The organism is Wenjunlia vitaminophila DSM 41686 (assembly GCF_000380165.1).
In the GTDB taxonomy this organism is placed as follows: domain Bacteria; phylum Actinomycetota; class Actinomycetes; order Streptomycetales; family Streptomycetaceae; genus Wenjunlia; species Wenjunlia vitaminophila.
Window position 1 is genome coordinate 1 of sequence record NZ_KB904694.1, and the last position, 24806, is coordinate 24806.

General features: G+C 69.0%; 18 protein-coding genes and 2 tRNA genes. 5 read left to right on the forward strand and 15 right to left on the reverse strand.

Features of this window, described 5'->3' with window-relative positions; genetic code table 11:
• Together A3IG_RS34365 and A3IG_RS0121105 are read left to right on the forward strand one after the other, a co-directional pair.
• Positions 1-715, forward strand: a 715-nt coding sequence (locus tag A3IG_RS34365) for a hypothetical protein (protein WP_018385582.1), incomplete at its 5' end; no start/stop codon positions are given.
• A 281-nt stretch (positions 716-996) separates the two neighbouring features.
• A complete protein-coding gene (locus tag A3IG_RS0121105; protein WP_018385583.1) occupies positions 997-2610 on the forward strand; it encodes a recombinase family protein in 1614 nt (537 codons plus the stop codon).
• Positions 2611-3059: 449 nt separating this feature from the next.
• On the opposite strand, the gene A3IG_RS0121110 is transcribed toward A3IG_RS0121105, so the two are convergent.
• The 10 genes from A3IG_RS0121110 to A3IG_RS0121155 form a co-directional block, all read right to left on the reverse strand.
• Complete coding sequence (locus tag A3IG_RS0121110) at positions 3060-5006, reverse strand: TIGR03960 family B12-binding radical SAM protein (RefSeq protein ID WP_018385584.1); 1947 nt, start codon at positions 5004-5006, stop codon at positions 3060-3062.
• A gap of 160 nt (positions 5007-5166) precedes the next feature.
• Positions 5167-6363: a rod shape-determining protein RodA gene (gene rodA / locus A3IG_RS0121115; protein WP_018385585.1), complete on the reverse strand. Its 1197-nt coding sequence runs from the start codon at positions 6361-6363 to the stop codon at positions 5167-5169.
• Complete coding sequence (gene mrdA / locus A3IG_RS0121120) at positions 6360-8669, reverse strand: penicillin-binding protein 2 (RefSeq protein WP_018385586.1); 2310 nt, start codon at positions 8667-8669, stop codon at positions 6360-6362. The genes rodA and mrdA overlap by 4 nt, the downstream gene beginning before the upstream one ends.
• The gene (gene mreD, locus A3IG_RS0121125; protein WP_018385587.1) at positions 8666-9352 is read right to left on the reverse strand and encodes a rod shape-determining protein MreD; all 687 of its coding nucleotides are present in this window, start codon (positions 9350-9352) and stop codon (positions 8666-8668) included. The genes mrdA and mreD overlap by 4 nt, the downstream gene beginning before the upstream one ends.
• A gap of 3 nt (positions 9353-9355) precedes the next feature.
• A complete protein-coding gene (mreC, locus tag A3IG_RS0121130; protein WP_018385588.1) occupies positions 9356-10513 on the reverse strand; it encodes a rod shape-determining protein MreC in 1158 nt (385 codons plus the stop codon).
• A gap of 126 nt (positions 10514-10639) precedes the next feature.
• Positions 10640-11662 carry a rod shape-determining protein gene (locus tag A3IG_RS0121135; protein ID WP_026220501.1) on the reverse strand — a complete coding sequence of 341 codons (1023 nt, stop codon included), beginning with the start codon at positions 11660-11662 and terminating at the stop codon, positions 10640-10642.
• A 352-nt stretch (positions 11663-12014) separates the two neighbouring features.
• A complete protein-coding gene (gene ndk / locus A3IG_RS0121140; RefSeq protein WP_018385590.1) occupies positions 12015-12428 on the reverse strand; it encodes a nucleoside-diphosphate kinase in 414 nt (137 codons plus the stop codon).
• A gap of 78 nt (positions 12429-12506) precedes the next feature.
• Positions 12507-12842: a DUF4233 domain-containing protein gene (locus tag A3IG_RS0121145; protein ID WP_018385591.1), complete on the reverse strand. Its 336-nt coding sequence runs from the start codon at positions 12840-12842 to the stop codon at positions 12507-12509.
• Between the two features lie 6 nt (positions 12843-12848).
• Positions 12849-14372 carry a bifunctional tetrahydrofolate synthase/dihydrofolate synthase gene (gene folC, locus A3IG_RS0121150; protein WP_104530815.1) on the reverse strand — a complete coding sequence of 508 codons (1524 nt, stop codon included), beginning with the start codon at positions 14370-14372 and terminating at the stop codon, positions 12849-12851.
• On the reverse strand, positions 14317-16953 hold the full coding sequence (locus A3IG_RS0121155) for a valine--tRNA ligase (RefSeq protein WP_018385593.1): 2637 nt from the start codon (positions 16951-16953) through the stop codon (positions 14317-14319). The genes folC and A3IG_RS0121155 overlap by 56 nt, the downstream gene beginning before the upstream one ends.
• A 131-nt stretch (positions 16954-17084) precedes the next feature.
• On the opposite strand from A3IG_RS0121155, the gene A3IG_RS0121160 reads away from it, so the two are divergent.
• Complete coding sequence (locus A3IG_RS0121160) at positions 17085-18011, forward strand: hypothetical protein (RefSeq protein ID WP_018385594.1); 927 nt, start codon at positions 17085-17087, stop codon at positions 18009-18011.
• Positions 18012-18061: 50 nt separating this feature from the next.
• Here the strand turns inward: A3IG_RS0121160 and clpX are convergent, their stop codons facing one another.
• The 5 genes from clpX to A3IG_RS0121185 form a co-directional block, all read right to left on the reverse strand.
• Positions 18062-19345, reverse strand: a complete 1284-nt coding sequence (clpX, locus tag A3IG_RS0121165) for an ATP-dependent Clp protease ATP-binding subunit ClpX (RefSeq protein ID WP_018385595.1) — start codon at positions 19343-19345, stop codon at positions 18062-18064.
• A gap of 132 nt (positions 19346-19477) precedes the next feature.
• Complete coding sequence (locus A3IG_RS0121170) at positions 19478-20137, reverse strand: ATP-dependent Clp protease proteolytic subunit (RefSeq protein ID WP_051087585.1); 660 nt, start codon at positions 20135-20137, stop codon at positions 19478-19480.
• Between the two features lie 66 nt (positions 20138-20203).
• Positions 20204-20824, reverse strand: a complete 621-nt coding sequence (locus tag A3IG_RS0121175) for an ATP-dependent Clp protease proteolytic subunit (RefSeq protein ID WP_040912073.1) — start codon at positions 20822-20824, stop codon at positions 20204-20206.
• Positions 20825-21123: 299 nt separating this feature from the next.
• Positions 21124-22575: a trigger factor gene (tig, locus tag A3IG_RS0121180; RefSeq protein ID WP_018385598.1), complete on the reverse strand. Its 1452-nt coding sequence runs from the start codon at positions 22573-22575 to the stop codon at positions 21124-21126.
• A gap of 306 nt (positions 22576-22881) precedes the next feature.
• Positions 22882-22958, reverse strand: a tRNA-Pro gene (locus tag A3IG_RS0121185).
• A gap of 175 nt (positions 22959-23133) precedes the next feature.
• On the opposite strand from A3IG_RS0121185, the gene A3IG_RS0121190 reads away from it, so the two are divergent.
• Both A3IG_RS0121190 and A3IG_RS0121195 read left to right on the forward strand, forming a co-directional pair.
• A tRNA-Gly gene (locus A3IG_RS0121190) sits at positions 23134-23207 on the forward strand.
• A gap of 375 nt (positions 23208-23582) precedes the next feature.
• Positions 23583-24656, forward strand: coding sequence for a methyltransferase (locus A3IG_RS0121195; protein ID WP_456154802.1), 1074 nt, complete (start codon positions 23583-23585; stop codon positions 24654-24656).
• Positions 24657-24806 lie beyond the last annotated feature (150 nt).

The following is a 24806-nucleotide window of genomic DNA, read 5'->3' on the forward strand; positions in this document are numbered from 1 at the left end:
CGCCAACAACGCCGGCGGCGGAAGCCTCTCCCTCCGCCCCGGCTGCACCTACACCCTCACCACACCCCTACCCGACATCACCGGACGCCTGGTCATCGACGCCAACCGATCCACCATCACCCGCGACACCACCGCCCCCTCCTTCACCATCCTCACCGTCCGCGGAAGCCTGGCGCTGGACGCGGTCACCATCTCCGGCGGTGACTCCCCGAACTTCATCGGCGGCGGCATCCTCAACCACGGCCGACTCACCCTCACGGCGGGCAACATCACCGGCAACAGGGCCCTGGTCGGGGGTGGCATCGGCACCACCAAGAGCGCCGTCACCGAGATCACCTCAAGCAACATCATGGGCAACCAGGCCATCGTCAACGGCGGCGGCATCTCCAACGACGCGACCATGACCGTGGCCTCGAGCCGCGTCATCGACAACACCGCCCAGAGCCTGGGCGGCGGGATCGCCAGCCGCGGTCGCCTCCAGGTCCTCAGCAGCAACGTCGTCGAGAACCACGCCGGCAAGGGAGGGGGCCTGGCGAACATCCTCGGCACCACGCGGGTGTTCCGGAGCAACATCAACGACAACACCGCGGACGCCGCGCCGGGAGGCATCCTCAACTCCGGCATCGCGGTGCTCCTGGAGTCCAGCCGGGTCCGCGGGAACACTCCCACCAACTGCGCGGGCAGCCTGAACCCCGTACCGGGGTGTGTGGGCTGAGCCACCCGGCGGGTCCGTCACGGAAGACCGGCGCGTCGGGGCCGAGCATCCCGCCGATGCCTCGGCGCCGACGCGCTCACCCCACGGGCAGGGCCCCGCGACCGGACGCTGTGGCGTGCCACCGGGCTGCGGACGGCGCCCCCGGAGGCACGGCCTCACGAGTCGGTGGTGGCCCCCGCCACGGAGTTCGACACGGTGAGCGGCAACAGCTTCCTACCGTGGATGGAAGTGTCTATCTGTGGACAGAGTGAAACATAGCCACAACCGGTAGCCTGCTGGTCATGGCAACGAAGAGCAAGCGAGCAACGGCGGCCGAGCGGGCTGCGTACGACGTCGAGGCCGAGTGGACACCGGCAGACCTGGCGCTACTGGAGGAGCTGAAGAAGGCCGAGGCCCTGCTCCCCGAGGACGCCCCCCGAGCCCTGCTCTCGGTCCGCCTGTCCGTGTTCACCGACGAGACGACGTCCCCCGTCCGGCAGGAGCTCGACCTACGCCTACACGCCAGGGAGAAGGGGTTTCGGGTCGTCGGCGTCGCATCGGACCTGAACGTCTCGGCAACGAAGGTTCCGCCGTGGAAGCGCAAGAGCCTCGGCGAGTGGCTGAACGACCGAGCACCTGAGTTCGATGCTCTGCTCTTCTGGAAGCTGGACCGCTTCATCCGCAACCTGTCGGACCTCTCGGTCATGGTCCAGTGGGCGGAGCGATACGGGAAGAACCTCGTATCGAAGAACGACCCGATCGACCTGTCTACGACCATCGGCAAGGTTCTCGTTACGGTCATCGGCGGTATCGCGGAGATCGAGGCGGGCAACACGTCGACCCGCGTCACGTCCCTGTGGGAGTACGCCAAGACTCAGGATGCGTGGCTCGTCGGCAAGCCTGCGTACGGCTACGTCACGGAAGAGGGAAAGGATGGACGCCCCCGGCTGGCCGTCGACCCCGACGCGCGCACGGCTCTGCACTGGGCTCGGCGCATGGCTCTGCGCGGTCGGTCGGCTCGGTTCATGGTCCGGTGCATGGTTCGTTCGGGACTCATGAGCGAAGGGCTCACGACGACGACTCTCCTCCGCCGTCTCCGCAACCCTGCCACGCTCGGCTACCGCACCGAGGAGCACAAGAACGGAGGAGTGCGCCGCTCTCGGTTCGTGCTCGACAGGCAGGGCAAGCCGATATGGGTCGCTCCGGAAATCTTCACTCAGGAGGAGTTCGACTCTCTTCAGGCGGTGCTCGACGGCCGATCGAGGAAACAGCCGACTCGGCAGCCGGGAGGGGCGACCCGCTTCCTGGGGGTCATCGTGTGCGCGGACTGCAAGGGACACATGCTCGTCAAGAAGACCTCGAACAAGGGGCGCTCCTACTCCTACATGCGGTGCACCGACTGTAAGAGCGGAGGGCTCGGCGTCCCTGCCCCCGATGCCCTCTACCTCGCTCTCTCGCAACGCCTCCTGAAAGCTCTCGGCAGCTTCCCCGTGCAGGTGCGCGAGTACGCCGAGGCGTCGGAGGCGCGGTCGGAAGTGAAGCGGCTGAAGGAGTCGGCGGCGTACTACATGAAGGAGCTCGAACCGGGAGGACGGTACGCCCCTTCAGCGTTCGCTCGGGAGCAGGCTCAGGCGACGCTGGACAAGCTCTTGAAGGATTTGGATGCCGTCGACCCTGTGACCCTTCAAGACAGATGGGAGAACGTCCACAACGGCGAGACGTGGCGCGAACGCTGGGAGTCGGGAGGGCTCGAAGCGCTGGAAGAGGACACCCGTCGAGTCGGCATCAAGTGCGAGGTGACCCGCACGAAGGTGAAGGGGCAGCGTGCCCCGGACGTGAGCCTTCGAGTCCTCCTCCCCAAGGATGCGCGAGACCGGCTCGTCATCAAGGAGGACGCGTTCGCTGTCGAGCTGTGAGGCTCTGGCGCGCCGATCACTCTCCGCACTGGCCAGCGTCGACCCTCCGTAGCCGGCTCACCTTCGAGACCCCGTCTGTCACCCACCGGCAAGCGGGGTCCCTGCGTACAGCACAGAGCCCCTGTCGACCACACAGCAGCGCCAACACACAGAGCCCCAGCTCTTCCGGGTCATGAACGACTCGGGGAGGTCGGGGCTCTTTCCTGCATGTGGACAGGGGTCCGGCTACACCCACTCGATTGAGGCGGAGACGGACACTCGGGACGCTTCTGTCTCTGTCGGTAGCGGCGTACGAGGAGCGGGGGCAGGGGTTCGTTCCATACGTCGAGCACCCATCCGAGAGAGCGCCTGTACGGCCTGCTCCCGCTCATTCTCGGACAGCTTGGCCAGGGCCTCGGCTACCGCCTCACGGGCCCGCTCAGGGGCAGGTAACGGCCTCCCTGACCTGCTCACTTCCCCTCCCTACCGGTGTTGATGAGGGTCAGGGAGAGCAGGCTCTTACCCGCCGTGGGGCTCAGTTGTGGCCATGTGTCGAATTGGGGACACACGCCGCAGTCGAAACACGGGGTCCACCGGCAGTCCTCGACCTCGACCTCCTCCAGGGCGTCCTGCCAGTCCTCCCAGAGCCAGTCCTTGTCCAGACCCGAGTCGAGGTGGTCCCAGGGCAGGACCTCCTCGTAGCCCCGCTCCCGGGTGGTGTACCAGGCGACGTCCACCACCTCGTCGGCCAGCACCCGCTCGGCGCACTCCATCCAGCGGTCGAACGAGAAGTGCTCGCGCCAGCCGTCGAAGCGCCCGCCGCTGTCGTACACGGCCTGGATCACCCGGCCCAGGCGGCGGTCGCCTCGGGAGAGCAGGCCCTCGACGATCCCCGGCTTGCCGTCGTGGTAGCGGAACCCGATGGACCGCCCGTACCTGCGGTCCGCACGGATCGCGTCGCGCAGCTTCTCCAGCCGGGCGTCCGTCTCCTCCGCGCCGAGCTGCGGCGCCCACTGGAACGGGGTGTGCGGCTTGGGCACGAAGCCCCCGATGGAGACCGTGCAGCGGATGTCGGAGCGGCCGGAGACCTCACGCCCCTTGGCGATCACCTTCTTGGCCATCTCGGCGATCTGGAGCACGTCCTCGTCGGTCTCGGTGGGCAGGCCGCACATGAAGTACAGCTTCACCTGGCGCCAGCCGTTGCCGTAGGCGGTCGCGACCGTGCGGATCAGGTCCTCCTCGGAGACCATCTTGTTGATGACCCGGCGAATCCGCTCGGACCCGCCCTCGGGGGCGAAGGTCAGCCCGGACCGGCGCCCGTTCCTGGTCAGCTCGTTGGCCAGGTCGATGTTGAAGGCGTCCACCCGGGTGGACGGCAGGGAGAGGCCGATCTTGTCGTCCTCGTACCGGTCGGCGAGGCCCCTGGTGATGTCGGCGATCTCGGAGTGGTCGGCCGAGGAGAGCGAGAGCAGCCCGACCTCCTCGAAACCGGTCGCCTTCAGGCCCCGGTCCACCATCTCCCCGATCCCGGTGATCGAACGCTCCCGCACCGGACGAGTGATCATGCCCGCCTGGCAGAAGCGGCACCCCCGGGTGCAGCCCCGGAAGATCTCCACCGACATCCGCTCGTGCACGGTCTCCGCCAGCGGCACCAGGGGCTTCTTGGGGTAGGGCCACTGGTCCAGGTCCATCACGGTGTGCTTGGCGACCCTCCAGGGCACGCCGGAGCGGTTCGGCACCACCCGGCCGATCCGGCCGTCCGGCAGGTACTCCACGTCGTAGAACCGCGGCACGTACACCCCACCGGTCCTGGCCAGGCGGAGCAGCAGTTCCTCGCGCCCACCGGGCCGGCCCTCCGCCTTGAAGGCCCGGATCACCTCGGTGATCTCCAGGACCGCCTGCTCCCCGTCGCCGACCACGGCGCAGTCCAGGAAGTCGGCGATCGGCTCGGGGTTGAACGCGGCGTGCCCACCGGCGATCACGATCGGGTCGTCGGGCCCGCGGTCCGCGGCGCGCAGGGGGATGCCGGCGAGGTCCAGGGCGGCGAGCAGGTTGGTGTAGCCCAGCTCCGTGGAGAAGCTGACGCCGAACGCGTCGAACGCGCCGACCGGGCGGTGGGCGTCCACGGTGAACTGGGGCACGCCGTGCTGCCGCATCAGCGCCTCGAGGTCGGGCCAGACGCTGTAGGTCCGCTCCGCCAGCACTCCGTCGCGCTCGTTGAGCACCTCGTAGAGGATCATGACGCCCTGGTTGGGCAGGCCCACCTCGTAGGCGTCCGGGTACATCAGCGCCCAGCGGACGTCGCAGGAGTCCCAGTCCTTGACCGTGGAGTTGAGCTCGCCCCCGACGTACTGGATGGGCTTCTGCACGTGCGGGAGGAGCGCTTCCAGGCGCGGGAAGACCGACTCGACAGGCATCGCTGTGTCTCTCGTGAGCGGGTGGGGAGTGTGGTCCCCAACCCTAACCCGCCGAGCGGGTCACCGACGACGTCCTCCGGCTCCCCCCGGGGGGCACGGGTGGCCGCCAGGGGGAGCCGGAGGCACGCGTACCGGGCACCGCGGCGGGACCTGCTCCCGGTCACGCGGAGACGGGGCGTTGCAGGCGGATGGACTGGAGGAGCCCCACCGCTATCCAGACCGCGAACATCGACGTCCCGCCGTAGGAGACGAACGGCAGCGGAAGTCCGGCCACGGGCATGATGCCCAGCGCCATCCCGATGTTCTCGAACGCCTGGAAGGCGAACCAGGACACCACCCCCGCGGCCACTATCGTGCTGTAGAGGTCCTTGGCGTTCCGGGCGATGGCGCAGGCCCGCCAGAGCACGACGCCGATCAGCAGGATCAGCCCGCCGGCCCCGACGAAGCCCAGTTCCTCCCCGGCGACGGTGAAGATGAAGTCGGTCTGCTGTTCGGGGACGAACTGCCCGGTGGTCTGGCTGCCGTGCAGCAGCCCCTTGCCCAGCAGCCCGCCGGAGCCGATGGCGATCCTGGCCTGGTTGGTGTTGTAGCCGACGCCCGCGGGGTCGAGGGCCGGGTTGGCGAACGCCGCGAACCGGTTGATCTGGTACTCGTCCAGGACGCCGAGCTGCCAGATCAGCACCGCCCCCGCCACACCGGTGCCGATCAGGCCGACCACCCACCGGTTGGAGGCGCCGGACGCCAGCAGCACCCCCAGCACCACGATGGCCATCACCATGACCGAACCCATGTCCGGCATCAGCAGGACCACGCCCATCGGGAGCGCGGCCAGCGCCAGGGCGTACAGGACGGTGCGGTGGTCGGGGTGTTCCCGGTCGCCGGTGTCCACCTTGGTGGCCAGCAGCACCGCCATCCCCAGGATGATGGTGATCTTGGCGAACTCCGCCGGCTGGATGGTGAAGCCGCCGCCGACCACCAGCCAGGCGTGCGCGCCGTTGATGGTGGTGCCCAGGGGAGTGAGCACCGCCCCGAGCAGCAGGATCGACAGGATGTAGAACGCCGGGACCGCGCTGCGCAGCCGGCGGTGCCCGATGGCCATGACCGCACCGGCCAGGACCAGCCCTATCACCACGTTGACCACGTTGCGGAACAGGAAGTAGTACTGGTCACCGTGGGTGAGCTCGGTGCGGTTCCGGGTGGCGGACCACACCAGCACGGTCCCCAGGCCGGACAGCATCAGGGCGGCGATCACCATCACCCAGTCCATGCGCCACAGCCAGGAGTCACGGGCGAGCAGCCGGCCCAGCGAGGAGCGGGGCGGGGAGTACCGGGCGACGGAGTAGCCGGTGCTGGTCATGGGCGCTTCCGGGCGTGCTGGACACGGTGGGGGCGGTCTGCGGGCAGGGCGGCGAGCACCGGCGGGACCGCGCCGGACCCGCCGGCGGGGGCCAGCGCCTGGTCGCTGCTGCTGGGGGGCAGCGCGTCGTCGAGGTCCGTCGTGCCCGCGCCGGGGGTGCTCGTCGGGGCGGACGGCGTCTTGGTGTCCCGCCAGGAGCGTCGCTTCTTGTCCAGGTCGGCCTGCTGGATGGTGCCGTCCTTGTTGATCTTCGGCAGCTCGGTCTTCGGCTTCGGCAGCAGCCCGTTCTTCTTGTTGACGCCGCCGCCCCCGTCCACGCCGTAGAGCGCGTTGTAGATCTTCCGCACCGCGGGCGCGGAGGCGCCGGAGCCGGTGCCTCCCTGGGAGATCGTCATCACGATCGAGTACTCCTTGGTGTACGTGGCGAACCAGGAGGTCGTCTGCTTGCCGTACACCTCGGCGGTACCGGTCTTGGCGTGCATGGGGATCTTGGCCTGGGGCCAGCCGCCGAACCGCCAGGCAGCGGTGCCCCGGGTGGCCACGCCGGCCAGTGCCTCGTCCATGTAGTCACGGGTCTTGCGGCTTATCGGCAACTTCCCCTTGACCTTGGGCTTGAGCTCCTTCACCCGGGCGCCGTCGGGGCTGATCACCGCCTTGCCCACGGCCGGCTCGTAGATGGTGCCGCCGTTGCTGATCGCCGCGTAGATGCTGGCCATCTGGATCGGCGTCACCAGGGTGTCGCCCTGCCCGATGGAGAAGTTCACCGTGTCACCCGCGCGCATCCGGAAGCCCTCGGCGCAGTTCTCCCGGGCGATGGCGGTGCCGTAGTCGTCCTTCTTGGACTTCGCCTGCTCGCACCAGGCGTCCTTGTTGAGGTCGTAGTAGTCCTTCTTCCACTTCCGGTCCGGAATCCGGCCGTCGGCCTCGGAGGGCAGGTCCACGCCGGTCGCCGAGCCGAGACCGAAGTCCTTGGCGGTGCGGAAGAACCAGTCCTTGGGCTTCTTGGGGTCGTTCCCGCCGTCCTTCTTCCACTCCTGGTAGGCGAGCCGGTAGAAGACCGTGTCGCAGGAGACCTCCAGGGCGCGGCCCAGGGAGATCGGGCCGTAGCTCTGGGACTCGAAGTTCTTGAAGCTGTGACCCTCGATGTCGAAGGCCGAGCTGCAGTCGTACCGGCCGTCCAGGGGATAGCCGGCGCGCACGGCCGCCGCGGTGGACACCACCTTGAAGATCGACCCGGGGGCCGCCTGCCCCTGGGTGGCCCGGTTGAGCAGCGGGTAGTTGGACTTCTCCCCGGTCAGCTTCCGGTACTCGTCAGCGTCGATCCCACCCACCCAGACGTTGGGGTCGTAGGTGGGGGCGCTGGCCATGGCGACCACCCTCCCGGTCTTGGCCTCCATCACCACGATGGCGCCCGAGTCCGCCTTGTAGTTGCGGCCGGTGTTGTGGTCGAACTGGGTGCGGGCCTCCTTCATGGCCTGGACCAGTTCCTTCTCGGCAAGGGCCTGGACCCGCGAGTCGATGCTGGTCACCACGGTGGAGCCGGGCTTGGCCGGGGTGCTTCCGGCCTTGCCGATGACCCTGCCGAGGTTGTCCACCTCGTGCCGGGTCACCCCCGCGGTGCCGCGCAGCTCGCTGTCGTAGGTGCGCTCGAGGCCGGCACGGCCGATCTGGTCGGAACGCAGCAGCGGGGGCTTGCCCGACGCCTCCCGCTCGGCGATCTCCTCGTCCGAGACCGGGGAGAGGTAGCCGAGGACCTGGGCGGTCTTGGCGCCCTTCGGCTTGCCGTAGCGTCGCACCGCGGTGGGTTCCGCGGTGATCCCGGGGAACTGGTCGGGGCGTTCGACGATCTGCAGGGCCTGCTGGCTCGTGGCCTCGTCGCTGATCGGGATGGGCTGGTAGGGCGATCCGTTCCAGCACGGCTGCGGGGTCTGCGCGTCGCACAGCCGCACCTTGTCGGTGACGTCCTTCTCCTTCATCCCGAGCACCCCGGCCACGCGGGCCAGCACCGCCTCGCCGTCGTCCGGTTGCTTCAGCAGCTCGGTGCGGTCGGCGGAGACGACCAGGCGGTTCTCGTTGTCCGCCAGCGGAACGCCGTTGGCGTCCAGGATGGCCCCGCGGACCGCCGGGGTGACGACTTCCTGGACGTGGTTGCGGGAGGCCTCTTCCGTGTACTGCTCACCGTTGCGGATCTGGAGGTACCACAGCCTGCCGCCGAGGGTGAGCAGCAGGGAGAGCACCAGGATCTGGATGGCGACCAGGCGGATCGCCACCCGCCGGGTCCGGCCGGTCTCCGGGATGTTGCTCACGGGCGCCGTCCCGACTTGCCGAGCAGCAGACCGGAACGGGACCGGCCGTTGCGGGGCAGCCTCCCGGTGCCGTTGAGCCGACCCGTGCTGGTGAACCGGCCGCCCCGGCCGTTGGCGGTGGACAGCCAGCCGGAGGCGGCGCTGGAGCTGGCGCCGCTGTCGCCGGTCGCGACCGGGTCCCGTTCCAGCCGTCTGGCCAGTGCCATCACCCAGGGCACCACGAACGGGGCGAGCAGCAGGTCGTACAGGAGCGCCGACAGGGTGAGCCCGGTGAGTCCGACGTCACCCGCGGCGGTGTCACCGACCAGGGAACCGACGCCGGCGTGCAGCAGGGTGCTGGTCACCGCGGCTGCGGCGACCACGAACATCGGCTTGGCGATGGAACGCAGTTGCCCGTTCTCCGGCTTGACCAGCCCGGCGAGGTACCCGATCAGACAGAGCACCAGGGCGAACCTGCCGGCGGCGTGGTCGGAGGGCGGGGAGATGTCGGTGAGCAGGCCGGCGGCGAAACCGACCACCGATCCGGCCATCGGCCCGTAGACGATGGCCAGTGCGACCACCACCAGCATGGTGAGGTCGGGGACGGCGCCGGGGAGCTGGAGCCTGGCCAGCGCGCTCACCTGGATGACCAGGGCGACCGCGAGCAGGACGGCGGGGAGTAGGACACGGTTGACGATCAGCATCGGTCAGCCTCTCCTCGTACCTGCAGTGGTGGTGCCGGTTCTGCCCCCGTCCGGTGTGATGTCCGGTGGGACGCCGTCCGGCGAGTAGCCGTCGGCCTCGGGATCGGTGCCCTCGGCCTCGGTGCCGTCAGTGGCGGCGTCGGTGCCTTCGGCACCGGTTCCTCCGGTCTCGGTGCCCTCGGTACCGGTGGCGTCCGGGTCCAACGCGTTCGGGTCCGTGCCATCGCGCGCGGTTCCGGTGCCGGAGGTGTCCGGGGTCTTCTTGGGGGCCTTCTTCTTGGCGGCCTTGGTCGCGCTCTTCGGCTTGGGAGGCAGCACGCTGTCCCTGGGGTTCTTGCGCGGGGCCTCGACGACCACTCCGACGAGGTCGAGCTTGGTGAACGACACGAAGGGTTCGACCAGCAGGGTGCGGGTGAGGTTGCCCGTGGTCCGTTCCACCTCGACGATCCGTCCCACCGGCACCCCGGGGACGAACGGTTTGCCGCCCTGGGAACCGAAGGTCACCAACCGGTCGCCCGGGCGGACCTTGGCCTTGCCGTTGAGGAGCTGCACCCGCAACGGCCGGTCGCCCTGCCCCTTGGCGAACCCCAGCTCGGAGGTCCGCTCCAGGCGGGTGCCGACGGTGAAGTCAGGGTCTATGGCGAGCACCACCGTGGCGGTGGACCTGCCCACCGTGCTGACCCGGCCGACCAGTCCGTCCCCGTTGATCACGGTCATGTCGCGGTCGATGCCGTCGTCGCTGCCCACGTCGATGGTGACGGTCCAGGACAGCCCCTGGGCGGCTCCTATCCCGATGATCTGTGCGGCCTTGACGCGGTACTGGCCCGCGCCGGCGGTGTTCAACAGCCGGTCAAGTTCCGCGGCGCGACGGCTGTCGGCCGCGTCACCGCTCAGCCGCTGTTTCAGTTCCGCGTTCTCCCGCTCGAGTTCGGCGACCCGGTCGGCCCGGTCCCCGGAATCGCGGACCGCCGTGATCGCGTCGCTGATCGGGTCGATCGCCGAGGAGACCCCTTCCTGCGCGGGGCCGAACACCGAGGCGGCGGCCGACCGCGCTCCGTTCAGCGGGGACTCCTCACCGCCCCTGATGTCCACGGTGATCAGCGCGAACGCGATGGCGACCAGCAGCACCAACAGCAGCCGGCTCTCTCGGGTGTCCCTCACGGTGCGCGGCAGTGCCTTCCTCGTCGGACCGGCTCGGCCCTTGGTGCCGGTGCCCGGTCAGCAGTGTCCTGCCCTAGATGGAACGGCCCCTCCCAGCGGATGGTTTCGCCAGGTCAGGCCAATGTTCTATCGGCGGGGCTGGGAATCGAGTACCTGCTGCAACGCCTCGAACTCCTCCACGCACTTGCCCGCACCCAGGGCCACGGAGTCCAACGGAACCTCGGCGGTGTGGATGGGCATGCCGGTCTCCCGGCGCAGCCGCTCGTCCAGGCCACGCAGCAGGCCGCCGCCGCCTGTCAGCACGATACCCCGGTCCATGATGTCCCCGGACAGCTCGGGCGGGCACTTGTCCAGGGTGGTCTTGACCGCGTCGACGATCGCGTTGACCGGCTCCTCGATGGCCTTGCGCACCTCGGCCGCGGAGATCACCACCGTCTTGGGCAGTCCGCTGACCAGGTCACGGCCCCGGATCTCGGTGTGCTCGTCGTCGTCTCCGACGTCGAACGCGGATCCGATGGTCATCTTGATGTGTTCGGCGGTGCGCTCACCGAGCAGCAGGGAGTACTCCTTCTTGATGTGCTGGATGATCGCGTTGTCCAGCTCGTCCCCCGCCACCCGGATGGACTGCGCCGTGACGATCCCCCCCAGGGAGATCACCGCCACCTCGGTGGTGCCGCCGCCGATGTCCACCACCATGTTCCCGGTCGCCTCGTGCACCGGGAGCCCGGCCCCGATCGCCGCGGCCATCGGCTCCTCGATGATGTGCACGGTACGCGCCCCCGCCTGCGAGGACGCCTCGATCACGGCGCGACGCTCCACCCCGGTGATCCCGGACGGCACGCACACCACCACCCGGGGGCGGGCGAGGTAGCGCCGGCGGTGGATCTTCAGGATGAAGTAGCGCAGCATCCTTTCGGTGATCTCGAAGTCAGCGATCACACCGTCCTTGAGGGGCCGGATCGCCACGATGTTGCCGGGCGTGCGACCGATCATCTTCTTCGCCTCGGCGCCGACCGCCAGAATGCCGCCCGTATTGGTGTTGATGGCGACGACGGACGGTTCGTTGAGGACGATACCGCGGCCTCTGACGTACACCAGCGTATTGGCGGTCCCGAGGTCAACAGCCATGTCACGGCCGATGAACGACATGTTGTTCGCCATGGGTATGCGGAAGCCTTCCCGAGCTGAAGCGATGAGGGCGGCAGGCGTGTGAGGAGGAGAGCATTCGGTCCTGGGACCGGGATTCCATGGTAATCACGCCTGTCCGGGCGGGCATTGGCGGGTGCCGCTGCAATTGTCAGCTTAAGGACTGATCGTCCCCTGTATTGGTGACGCCGTGTCGGGACGATTGGTGCCGTTGGCCCAGCGCGGCACCCGTGGGGCGCGGTCGCTGGGCCAGGTGGCCGTCCCCCCGTGTGACAACCGGCTTCACCCGGCCAGCCGTCAGACAGGCAGGGGTCGGTCGGCTCGGGCACGATCCGGTCGGACTGACGACCCGCGGTCAGACCAGCCCGGGGAAGAAGATCTTCACCTCGCGCTCGGCGGACTCCTCCGAGTCCGAGGCGTGGATCAGGTTCTCCCGCACCTCCACCCCGTAGTCCCCACGGATGCTGCCGGGGGCCGCGGCGATCGGGTCGGTGGCCCCGGCCAGTGCCCGCACACCAGGAATGACCCGCGCCCCCTCAACGATCATAGCCACGCTGGGCCCGCTCGCCATGAACTCCACCAGCGGGCCGTAGAAGTCCTTCCCGGCGTGTTCGGCATAGTGCAGTTCGAGCGTCTCCCGATCAAAGGTCCGGAGTTCCATGGCCGTGATCCGCCAGTCGGCCTTGCGCTCGATCCGGCCAACGATCTCACCGATCAGCCCCCGGCGGACACCGTCGGGCTTGATCAGGACGAGGGTGCGCTGGGTCACGTGCGGCTCCTAGAAAGGGGAAGAGGAATCGGCAAGTGGGAAGACATTACCCGGCGGGGGAATTGACGTGGGAACCAGCTAGGCACCCTCCGCCGCACGGGCCGCCTTGATCATGTCGATACGACGCCCGTAGTACACGGCCGCCCACCACAGCGCACCGAACGCCACTCCCAGCACGAACATCAACGGCACCACAAAACCGCTGGCGACCAGGGCGACCTGCAACACCCAGCCGATCATGACACCCCACGGGCGGTTGACCACACCGCACAGCACCACGCACAGCAGCATCGCCGGCCCGCTGACCGCCCACACCGTGGCCGCGGACAGACCGGAGAGCTCCATGGCGGCCAGCCCGGCGAAACCGATGATCATCGCTTCGGCGACCAGGGTGGCCGCGCACAGAGTCCGCATGGTGTCTCACTCCTTGCCCAGCAGCAGCCGGGCCTCTCCGACGGTAATGACCGAACCGGTGACCAGGACCCCGGCACCGGCGAACGCGCCCTCCTCCTCGGCCAGCTCCACCGCGGCCTCCAGCGCGTCGTCCAGCCTGGGCTCCACCCGCACCCGTTCCGCACCGAAGATGTCCACGGCGAGCGCGGCCAGTTCGTCCACCGGGGTGGCGCGCGGGCTGGAGTTCTGGGTGACGACGACCTCGGCGAAGATCGGCTCGAACGCCTCGAGCAGCCCCGCGGTGTCCTTGCCCTGGCTGGTGCCGACCACGCCCACCAGACGGGTGAAGTCGAACGCCTCGCTGACCGCGCCCGCCGTCGCGGCTGCGCCCGCCGGGTTGTGCGCCGCGTCCACCAGCACGGTGGGGCCGTGCCGCACCACCTCCAAGCGGCCCGGCGAGGTCACCCTGGACAGGGCTGAACGCACGACGTCGATGTCGAGCGGTTCGGTCTGGCTCGAGCCCACCCCGAAGAACGCCTCGACCGCGGCGAGCGCCACCGCGGCGTTGTGGGCCTGGTGCGCGCCGTGCAGCGGCAGGAACAGGTCCGGGTACTCCCCGCCGAGCCCGCGCAGGGTCAGCAGCTGTCCGTCCACGGCCAGCTCCCGGCGCAGCACCCCGAACTCCATGCCCTCCCGGGCCACCGTGGCGTCCATCTCGACCGCGTGCTTGAGCAGGGTCTGGGCGGCGTCCACCGGCTGCTGGGCCAGGACCACCACCGGGCCGGGGGCGCCCTCGCCGGCCCGCCGGCTCGCCTTGATGATGCCGGCCTTCTCCTTCGCGATCTCGCCCGGCGTGCTGCCGAGCCGATCGGTGTGGTCCAGGGCGATGGGCGTGACCACGGCGACGGTGGCGTCCACCACGTTGGTCGCGTCCCACCCGCCGCCCATGCCGACCTCCACCACCGCCACGTCCACCGGGGCGTCGGCGAAGGCGGCGAACGCCATGCCGGTCAGCACCTCGAAGAACGACATCCGGTGCGGCTGGGCGGCGTCCACCATCGCCACGTACGGCGCCAGCTCCTGGTAGACCTCAACGAACCGCTCGGCGCTGATCGGCTCGCCGTCCAGGCTGATCCGCTCGGTGACGGACTGGACATGGGGGCTGGTGTACCGACCCGTGCGGAACTGGAACCCGCCGAGCAGTCGCTCCACGATCCTGGCCGTACTGGTCTTGCCGTTGGTTCCGGTGATGTGGATGGCCGGGTAGGTCCGCTGAGGCTCTCCGAGCACGTCCATCAGGGCCCGGATGCGGTCCAGCGACGGCTCCAGCCGGGTCTCCGGCCACCTGGAGGCCAGCTCGGCCTCCACCTCACGCAACGCGGCTCGGTCATCCGGCCGGGGTTCGTCACTCACGCGCCCCAGTCTACGGAGCCGACCCGGGCCCCTGCCCGGGGGCGCCGCGCGCCCCCGGGGGAACCCGGACGGAGTCCGCGGCTCAGGACCGGGGCAGCGCCGCGAGCTGGTTGGTGAGGCGGGTGACCTCCTGTTCAGCGGTGGCCAGGCGCTCCCGGATGCGGCCCACCACCTGGTCCGGCGCCTTGGCCAGGAACGCCTCGTTGGAGAGCTTGGCGGAGGTCTGGTCCCGCTCCTTCTCCGCGGCGCGCAGGTCCTTCGTCAGACGCTTGCGTTCGGCCTCCACGTCGATCGCACCGGACAGGTCCAGGGCCACCACCGCACCGGCCACCGGCAAGGTGGCGGTGACGCGGAAGTCCTCGCCCTCGGGGTCCAGGCGCAGGAGCTGCCGGATCGCCTCCTGGTGCGGGATCAGCACGGTGCCGTCCAGGGTCAGCCTCGCCGGCACCCGCTGGCCGGGCTTGAGGCCCTGCTCGGCGCGGAACCTGCGGACCTCGGTGACCAGTTGCTGCACGGCGGCGATCTCCGCCTCGGCCGCGGCGTCCCGGAAGCCGCTGTCCCGCGGCCACTCGGCGACCACCACGGACTCCCGCCCGGTGAGCGCGGTCCACAGGGCCTCGGTGACGAACGGGACGACCGGGTGGAGCAGCCTCAGCATGACCTCGAGGACCTCGCCGAGCACCCGGCGGGTGGCGGTGGCCGCTGCCCCGCCCTGGGCCAGGGTGGTCTTGGAGAGCTCCACGTACCAGTCGAAGACCTCGTCCCAGGCGAAGTGGAACAGGGCGTCGGAGACCTTGGCGAACTGGTAGTCCTCGTAGTAGGCGTCCGCCTCGGCGACCGTGGCGTTGAGCCTGGACAGGATCCACCGGTCGGCGGCGGTCAGCTCGTCGGGGGCGGGCAACGGCCCCTGGACCGTGGCCCCGTTCATCAGGGCGAAGCGGGTGGCGTTCCAGATCTTGTTGCAGAAGTTCCGCGACGCCTGGACCCAGTCCTCGCCGATCGGCACGTCCACCCCGGGATTGGCGCCCCTGGCCAGGGTGAACCGCACGGCGTCCGAGCCGTAGCGGTTCATCCAGTCCAGCGGATCGACCGCGTTCCCGCCCGACTTCGACATCTTCTTGCCGAACTGGTCCCGGACCAGGCCGTGCAGGGCGACGACGGGGAACGGCGGGACGCCGTCCATCGCGTACAACCCGAACATCATCATCCGGGCGACCCAGAAGAAGAGGATGTCGTACCCGGTGACCAGGACGGAGTTCGGATAGAACTTCTCCAGGCTGGCGGTGCGGTCCGGCCAGCCGAGCGTGGAGAAGGGCCACAGCCCGGACGAGAACCAGGTGTCCAGGACGTCCTCGTCCTGCCGCCAGCCAGGACCGGTCGGCGGCTCCTCGTCAGGACCCGGGCAGACCACCTCGCCGTTGGGCCCGTACCAGATCGGGATGCGGTGCCCCCACCAGAGCTGCCGGGAGATGCACCAGTCGTGCATGTTGTCCATCCAGCCGAAGTAGCGCGGCTCCATCTCCTTGGGGTGGATGGTGACCCGACCGTCGCGCACCGCGTCCCCGGCGGCCTTGGCCAACGGGCCGACCTTGACCCACCACTGGAGGGACTGGCGCGGCTCGATGGTCGTCTTGCACCGGGAGCAGTGTCCGACCGCGTGGACGTAGGGCCGCTTCTCGGCCACGATCCGGCCGTCGGCGCGCAGCGCGGCGACAATCGCGGACCGGGCCTCGAACCGGTCCAGCCCCTGGAACGGGCCGTGCGCGGTGATCACCCCGCGCTCGTCGAGGACCGCCAGGGACGGCAGGTCGTGGCGGCGGCCGATCTCGAAGTCGTTGGGGTCGTGGGCCGGGGTGACCTTGACCGCACCGGTGCCGAACTCCGGGTCCACGTGGGGGTCCGCGACCACGGGGATGCGCCGCCCGGTCAGCGGCAGCTCGATCTCGGTGCCGACCAGGTGCCGGTACCGCTCGTCGTCCGGGTGGACGGCGACCGCCGTGTCCCCGAGCATGGTCTCGGCCCGGGTGGTGGCGACCACGATGGCGGCGTCTCCGTCGCCGTACCGGATGGAGACCAGCTCGCCGTCGTCGTCCTGGTACTCGACCTCGATGTCGGAGATGGCGGTGAGACAGCGCGGGCACCAGTTGATGATGCGCTCGGCACGGTAGATCAGGCCGTCCTCGTAGAGCCGCTTGAACATCGTCCGCACGGCCCTGGACAGCCCCTCGTCCATGGTGAAGCGCTGGCGTGACCAGTCCACGCCGTCGCCGAGGCGCCGCATCTGGCCAAGGATGCGCCCCCCGGACTCCTCCTTCCACTGCCAGACCCGCTCCACGAACGCGTCACGGCCCAGGTCGTGTCGGGACTTGCCCTCCCTGGCCAGTTCACGTTCGACGACGTTCTGGGTGGCGATGCCCGCGTGGTCCATGCCGGGCTGCCACAGCGCCTCGTAGCCCTGCATCCGCTTCCTGCGGGTCAGCGCGTCGATGAGGGTGTGCTCGAAGGCGTGGCCCAGGTGCAGGCTGCCGGTGACGTTCGGCGGCGGGATGACGACGGTGAACGGAGGCTTGCTGCTCTTGTCGTGTGCCTCGAAGTAACCAGCGGCTACCCAGCGCTCGTACAGCGTCTCCTCTACCTCAGCGGGCGTGTACTGGGTGGGCAGATGCTCGGGCGCGCTGGAATGCCCCTCGTTGGTGGGGCGCTGGTTAGTGTCGGTCACGACCGCCAGTGTACGGAAGCGGCGCCCACGCTCACGAACGCATAACCATGGCAACCCCCGGCCGATGGCGCGCGTCGGAGTCCGAGAGGATGTCCGGCCCAGAGCAACCATCCCGAGGAGCTCCTACCGAGATGAGCAACTACCAGCCGGGTGCCCAGCCACCGCAGCCGGGGTTCGGACCGCAGCCGGGGTTCGGACCGCCGTCGGCGTACCCGGCGCCCGCCCAGCCCCAGCCGGGCCAGGTACCGCCGCCGTCCGGCCACGGCCACCCACAGCCCGGCTACGGGACCGGCCCCCACCCCGGGTACGGCTACGGCCCCGGGTACCCGTACGCGCCCCAGCCGCAGCCCGGGTACGGCCCGTCCACGCCGCCGCCGTCCCCCGGCGGCGGACGGCGCACCGGCCTGGTCGTCGCCGGCCTGGCCACCGCGGTGGCGCTGGCCGTGGCCGGGGTGTTAGTGGTTCCGCGGCTGCTTCCCGAGGACGACCCGGACCCGGCGTACGAGCTGCGTTCCCCCGAGCGGTTCGCCGGCCCGGACGGCCTGGTCTACGCGCTCGAGGAGGACGAGGACGGCAACGACCACAGCGGAACCACCTACCCCGACCTCAGCGCCGACGGCAAGGACCTCACGCGCGTCAACCCCACCTTCCGCGCCAAGGACGCCGAGTACCCGTTCTACTCGGTGAGCGCGGCCTACGGGGCGATCAAGGACCCGGAGGCCGCGATGAACGCGCAGATGCAGGACAAGCGCGACCGGGGCTTCAAGGTGGTCGGCACGCCCAGGGACTTCGACCCGCGGGCCAGCGGGGACGAGGGCGACGTGCGCATCCGGTGCGTGGTGCTGGAACGGCACGAGGAGGGCGACACGGACTACTACATGGGGACCTGCGGTTGGGCGAACCGAAGCACCATGGGCATGGTCGCCGAGTTCGCCGGGAACGACGGCGCCCGGCCCAGCGAATCCGACCTGGAGGAGCTGTGCGAGATGACCATCACCATCCGCAAGAACATGCAGGTCGCCGCGGGCTCCTCAAACGAGCACGGCGCTCGGACCTGACCGCGGGCCGGCCGCGCCCACGGACGGTCCGCGGGCGCCGGCGGGGCCGCTCAGGCGCTCTTCTCGTGGCGTTCCTTGGTGATGCTGCGGGGCTCGCGCGGGACGAGGGTGGGGTTGACGTTGGAGAGCACCACATCAGCGGTGATCACCACGCGGGCCACGTCGTTGCGGGACGGCACCTCGTACATCACCGACATCAGCACCTCTTCCATGATCGCCCGCAGCCCTCGGGCGCCGGTGCCGCGCAGGATCGCCTGGTCGGCGATGGCCTCCAGGGCACTGCGGTCGAAGTCGAGCTGGACCCCGTCCAGCTCGAACAGCCGCTGGTACTGCTTGACCAGGGCGTTGCGCGGCTCCACCAGGATCTGGAGCAGTGCCTCACGGTCCAGGTTGTGCACACTGGTGATCACCGGGAGGCGGCCGATGAACTCGGGGATCATGCCGAACTTCACCAGGTCCTCCGGCATCACCTCGGAGAACATGTCGGCCGCCTCGATCTCCTGCTTGGACAGGATGGTCGCGCCGAAACCGATGCCCTTCTTGCCGGCCCGGGCCTCGATGATCTTCTCAAGGCCGGCGAAGGCCCCACCCACGATGAACAGCACGTTGGTGGTGTCGATCTGGATGAACTCCTGGTGCGGGTGCTTGCGTCCACCCTGCGGCGGCACCGAGGCGGTGGTGCCCTCGAGGATCTTCAGCAGCGCCTGCTGGACGCCCTCGCCGGAGACGTCGCGGGTGATCGAGGGGTTCTCGCTCTTCCGCGCCACCTTGTCGATCTCGTCGATGTAGATGATCCCGGTCTCGGCCTTCTTCACGTCGTAGTCGGCGGCCTGGATCAGCTTCAGGAGGATGTTCTCGACGTCCTCACCGACGTAGCCGGCCTCGGTCAGCGCGGTGGCGTCGGCGATGGCGAACGGGACGTTGAGCATCCGGGCCAGCGTCTGCGCCAGCAGCGTCTTGCCGGACCCGGTGGGGCCGAGCAGCAGGATGTTGGACTTGCCCAGCTCGATCGCGTCGTCGCGGTTGTTGCCCGTCTCCCCGGCCTGGACGCGCTTGTAGTGGTTGTAGACGGCCACCGACAGGGCCCGCTTCGCCGGCTCCTGGCCGACCACGTAGCCCTCCAGGAACTGGTAGATCTCGCGGGGCTTGGGAAGGTCCTCCCAGCGCACCTCGGAGGTCTCGGCCAGCTCCTCCTCGATGATCTCGTTGCACAGGTCGATGCACTCATCGCAGATGTAGACACCGGGCCCTGCGATGAGCTTCTTGACTTGCTTCTGGCTCTTGCCGCAGAACGAGCACTTGAGCAGATCGCCGCCGTCACCGATGCGTGCCACGAGGTGCTTCTCCTTCGCCTCGGTCCCTGGTTTCCGCGAGACCTGGTGCTTGGTATCCGACCGTACCCTGACTGGCCCGGTCAATGGCCCCCCTTGGGCCGACTTCGTCCGTCGGCCCAAGGGGACTTCACGTCAGGTGAGCGTGGCCGAGCTCTTCCGGGTGGAGATGATCTGGTCCACGAGACCGTAGTCCAGGGCCTCTTCGGCGGTCAGGATCTTGTCACGCTCGATGTCCTCGCGGATCACCGCGACGTCCTTGTTGGAGTGCTTGGCCAGCATCTCCTCCATCTGCTCCCGCATCCGGAGGATCTCCCGGGCCTGGATCTCCAGGTCCGACACCTGCGCCCTACCCGTCTCACTGTACGGCTGGTGGATCAGGATTCGGGCGTTGGGCAGCGCGAGGCGCTTGCCGGGGGTACCGGCGGCCAGGAGCACCGCCGCGGCCGAGGCCGCCTGTCCCATGCAGACCGTCTGGATGTCGGGCTTGACGAACTGCATGGTGTCGTAGATCGCGGTGAGCGCGGTGAAGGAACCACCGGGGCTGTTGATGTAGATCGAGATCTCCCGGTCCGGGTCCATGGACTCCAGGCACAGCAACTGGGCCATGACGTCGTTCGCGGAGGCGTCGTCGATCTGCACGCCGAGGAAGATCACCCGCTCTTCGAAGAGCTTGGCATACGGGTCGTACTCCCGGATGCCCTGCGAGGTGCGCTCGACGAACCGCGGAACGACGTAGCGTCCCTCCGCGCGCATGGCCTCGAACCTGGACGCCGGCTGGATCGGGGTGTTCATCTGGTGGTTCACCGTCCTGGTGGTGAGCTGGCTGGGAGCGGATCGGTCCTGCGGGGCGTGCCGTGCTCAGGCACCGGTCCCGCCCCCGCCGGGGACGCCGGTGGCGGAGTGCATGACCTCGTCCAGGAGGCCGTACTCCTTCGCCTCCTGAGCGGTGAACCAGCGGTCGCGGTCGGAGTCCCGGGTGATCTGCTCGACCGTCTGGCCGGAGTGCCGTGCGGTGATGTCGGCCATCTTCTTCTTGGTGCGCAGGAGCTGCTCCGCGTGGATCTTGATGTCCGACGCGGACCCGGCGAGGCCGGCCGAGGGCTGGTGCATCAGGATCTCCGCGTTGGGCAGCGCGAACCGCTTGCCCGGGGTGCCCGCGGTGAGCAGGAACTGCCCCATCGACGCGGCCAGTCCCATCGCGATGGTCACGATGTCGTTCTTCACGTACTGCATGGTGTCGTAGATCGCCATGCCGGCCGTGACGGACCCACCCGGGGAGTTGATGTAAAGGAAGATGTCCTTGTCGGGGTCCGCGGCCAGCAGCAGCAACTGCGCGGTGATCCGGTTCGCGATCTCGTCATCCACCGGCTGGCCGAGGAAGATGATGCGCTCGTTGAGCAGCCGGTTGTAGACCTGGTCGCCCAGACCGCCGATGTTCGGCTCAGTCGTGGCGGTGGGCGTCACGGGCCCCGGCGTCATGCCGTACCGGATGGTTTGGGGGCGTGAAGTCGTCACTGATCCACCTGCTCGGTCTCGGACGGCGGCAGGCCGTCTAGCGTTTCCTTCGAGGGCCCGGAGCACCGCGCCGGCCGTGCGAACCGCGGCTCCTCCACCCTCATTACATGGACCCTAACGCGCAGGTGGTGCGGAGCCATCCCCCACGCAGAACTGTTCGCTGTGAGCGCAGGCTCACCGGTGCGACCAGCGCCGTGGGCCCCGGACACCAGGGTGTCCGGGGCCCACGGCCCACCGTCGGGCAGGTCAGCCTCGAGCCTGACTCAGCCCTTGGCCTCGGCGTCCTCGGCGGGCCCGGCCTCGGCCTCGGGGGCCTCCTCGGCCGCTGAGCCCTCCTCGGCCTCCGCCGCCACGGCCTGGCTGGCGTTCTCCGCGGCCACGGCCTCCGCGGCCTCCTCCTCGTCGTCCTCGTCGAGGTCGACCTCGACACCGTTGGTGTCCACCACCTTGGCGGCCTCGACCACGGTGGCCAGCGCCTTGCCGCGGGCGACCTCGCCGACCAGCATCGGCACCTGCCCGCCCTCGACGATGGCCTGGGCGAACTGGTCGGGGGACATCCCGGAGCTGGCGGCACGCCGCATCAGGTGCTCGGTCAGCTCTTCCTGGCTCACCGAGAGCTGCTCCTTGGCGACCAGCTCATCCAGCACGAACTGGGTCTTGATCCCCTTCTTGGCCTCGGCCTCGACCTCGGCGTCGTACTCCTCGTGGGTCTTGTTCTGGATCTTCAGGTACCCGTCGAGGTCCAGCCCCATCTGGCCGAGCTGGTGGTGCTCCAGGTTGTGCTTGCGGGTCTTGATCTCCTCCTCGAGGAGCTTCTCCGGGAGCGGGATCTCGACCAGGTCGAGGAGGGCGTCCAGCACCTTCTGCTGGGCGTCCGTCGCCTGGTCGTACTGCTTCATCTGCTCCAGGCGCCTGCGGCTGTCCGCCCGCAGCTCCTCCATGGTGTCGAACTCGCTCGCGAGCTGGGCGAACTCGTCGTCCAGCTCCGGCAGCTCGCGCTCCTGGACGGTGGTGACGTTCACGGTGATCTCGGCGGACCGTCCGGCGGCGGAACCGCCCTTCAGCTCCGAGGTGAAGGTGGCCGAGCCCCCGGCCTCCAGACCGATCACGGCCTCGTCCACGCCGTCGAGCAGCTCGCCGCTGCCGATGGTGTAGGTGACGCCCTTGGCCACGCCGTCCTCGAGGACCTCACCGTCGACCCGGGCCTCGAGGTCCAGGACGACGACGTCACCGTCGGCTGCGGCCCGCTCCACCGTGTTCACCGTGGCGAAGCGCCCGCGGAGTTGCTCGATGCTCTTGTCGACGTCCTCGTCGGTCACCTCGACGGCGTCCACGGTGACCTCGATGCCGTCGTACGCCGGCAGCTCGATCTCCGGGCGGACGTCCACCTCAGCGGTGAAGGTGAGCTGCTCGCCGTCGTTGAACTCGGCGATGTCCACCTCGGGCTGCCCGAGGACCTTCAGCTCACCCTCGTTGACCGCGTCCGTGTAGAACTTCGGCAGGGCGTCCTGGATCGCCTCCTCCAGGACCGCGCCCCGGCCGAACCGCTGGTCGATGATCCGGGCGGGGACCTTGCCCTTGCGGAAGCCCGGCACCGAAACCTGCTGGTTGATCTTCTTGTACGCCGCGTCGAGGCTGGGCTTGAGCTCCTCGAAGGGCACCTCGACAGTGAGCCGAACCCGGGTCGGGTTCAGAGTCTCCACGGCGCTCTTCACGGTTGGGTCTCCTTGGGGGCTGACTTCGTTGGTCTGGGGTGGCCGGGGAAGGCCGCCCGCATACGCGCCAACGGCCGGGACTCCCCTCCACCGGGCACTGGATCCGCCCGGCCGGAGCACCGGTCGCTGACGAGACTGATGGCGGGGCCCCTGCCCCTGCTTCGCCCCGCGTGTACGGGCGCGACTTGCATAGTACCGGTAGCGGGAGAGGGTCGACCCGCTTCCCCCGCCACCCAGGACGGACACAGAAGAGGTCACCACGGGCACCCTCCACCGACCGTGGAGGGTACGGGCCCGTGGGCCGACTGGTCGGGGTGGCCGGATTTGAACCGACGACCTTCCGCTCCCAAAGCGGACGCGCTACCAAACTGCGCCACACCCCGTCGGGACGACACGTAGCGTACATGCCCGGAGCCACCGGGGCGGCACATATTCGGGGCCGCCGGAGGGTGTCCCCGGGACGTACCGGAAGTCGTGTGCGGACACGCGCGCGGAGCCGGTAAGGTGGGGGCCGTCCAGGCGCCTCCGGTGCCAGGCCGTGGGACCCTCCTCGGCCATGCGGGCGTAGCTCAATGGTAGAGCCCCAGTCTTCCAAACTGGCTACGCGGGTTCGATTCCCGTCGCCCGCTCCATTCACGTCGGCCCAGGTCAGAGCGTTGATCGCTCGCCTGGGCCGGAGCGTTTCCGGGGGCTGTGCGGGGGCGCGTGCCCCCCGCGTGCCCCTTCAGCTCCGCGCTACGCCGACCGGGCTCTCGGGGATGCCTCCCCCTGGCCCTCTCCACCAGGGCGCTCACCCCGTCGGCGACACTCCGTGACGTCGTGGGCACGGCCACACGGATCGTTGTCCGCGAACGCTCCAGTGGATCACCTCGGACGCGGCTGCGGCGCTCCGAGATCCCGGGTCAAGGATCCCTCGTGCCACCTGCAATAGCATGCCGGGCGTTTCGTTCACATCGCGATCAGCGCATCAGTGTCCCAATGGTTTCGGACAGGAGAAGGTGATTGATGTGACGACGTCAGACGCCACACTCGCACGGTTCCGTGAATACATGGTAGGACCTTCGCGGTTTATGACCCTGCTGTCCTGCTTCGAGCTGGGGCTCATCGACAGGCTCCGCGAAACCCCGGGCCTGACCGCGGACCAGTTAGGAGATGTCGTCGGCGCCAAGCCGGACGCTCTGGAACAGCTCCTTCTCCTGCTGGTGAAGGAGGGATTTGTCGCCTACGACGAGAATTCCGGCTCCTACTCCCTCGACGCGCTCGCGGACGTCGCCGAGAAGGACCTCCGGCAAGTACTCGCCGACATGGATATGATCAAGGTTGTCACACTTCGGCAGCTATTCTACCTCACCGACAGTGTGCGGACCGGCACGACCGTTGGTCTGAAAGAGCTGTACGGACATGAGGGAGACCTCTTCGGCGCCTTGGTCGAACACCAGGACCTGCGTGAGTCCTGGGCGAAGCTGATGGACACCGCCACCGCCCACATCGACCCCTGGTTCTTCGACAACATCGACATCCCGCCCGGTTCGCGGGTACTCGACCTCGGCGGGCACACCGGTCTCGGGGCCATTCACACGTACAACCTGAAAGCGTCGCCCGGGCTTCGGGTGACCACCTTCGACCTGCCCGACAGGGAGAAGGAATGCCTGGCGAACTTCCGGGCCCATGGCGTGGAGGACCACTGCTCGTTCATCGGTGGTGATGTCTTCGAAGGGGTCCCCAAGGGGTTCGATGTCGTGCTGATCAAGCACTTCCTGCCCATGTTCGACAAGAGCAAGGTGTTCCGGGTCCTCGAAGAGGTCAGCAGGTCGCTGGAGGCCGGTGGGCAGATCAACGTCCTGGTGCCGGTGTTCCCCGAGAACACCGATGAGCCCAACAACCACACCGTGGACTTCTACCCGAGCTTCTTCCTCGGCTGTGTCATGGGGCAGGGCGGGCCGCGGAAGCTGTCGACATGGCAGCGCTGGATCGAGGAATGTGGGTTCGAGGTCACCAAGGCGATCGCCCAGGACCCCGCGAGCATGCCACCGCACGCCCTCCCGGTAGAGGGCATCCTGTGCGCGACGAAGGCCGGGTGATCGGACCACGGGAAGTGCTGCTCCGGAGCGGCCACTGACCCCGTGTTCCTGGCGCTGTCCCGGTCCTCGTGGAGCGGGACAGCCCGAACGGTCCGCGGAAGGCCGTGCGATGACCACACTGGCGCTCGCCCCTGCCTGTACCGTGCTCAG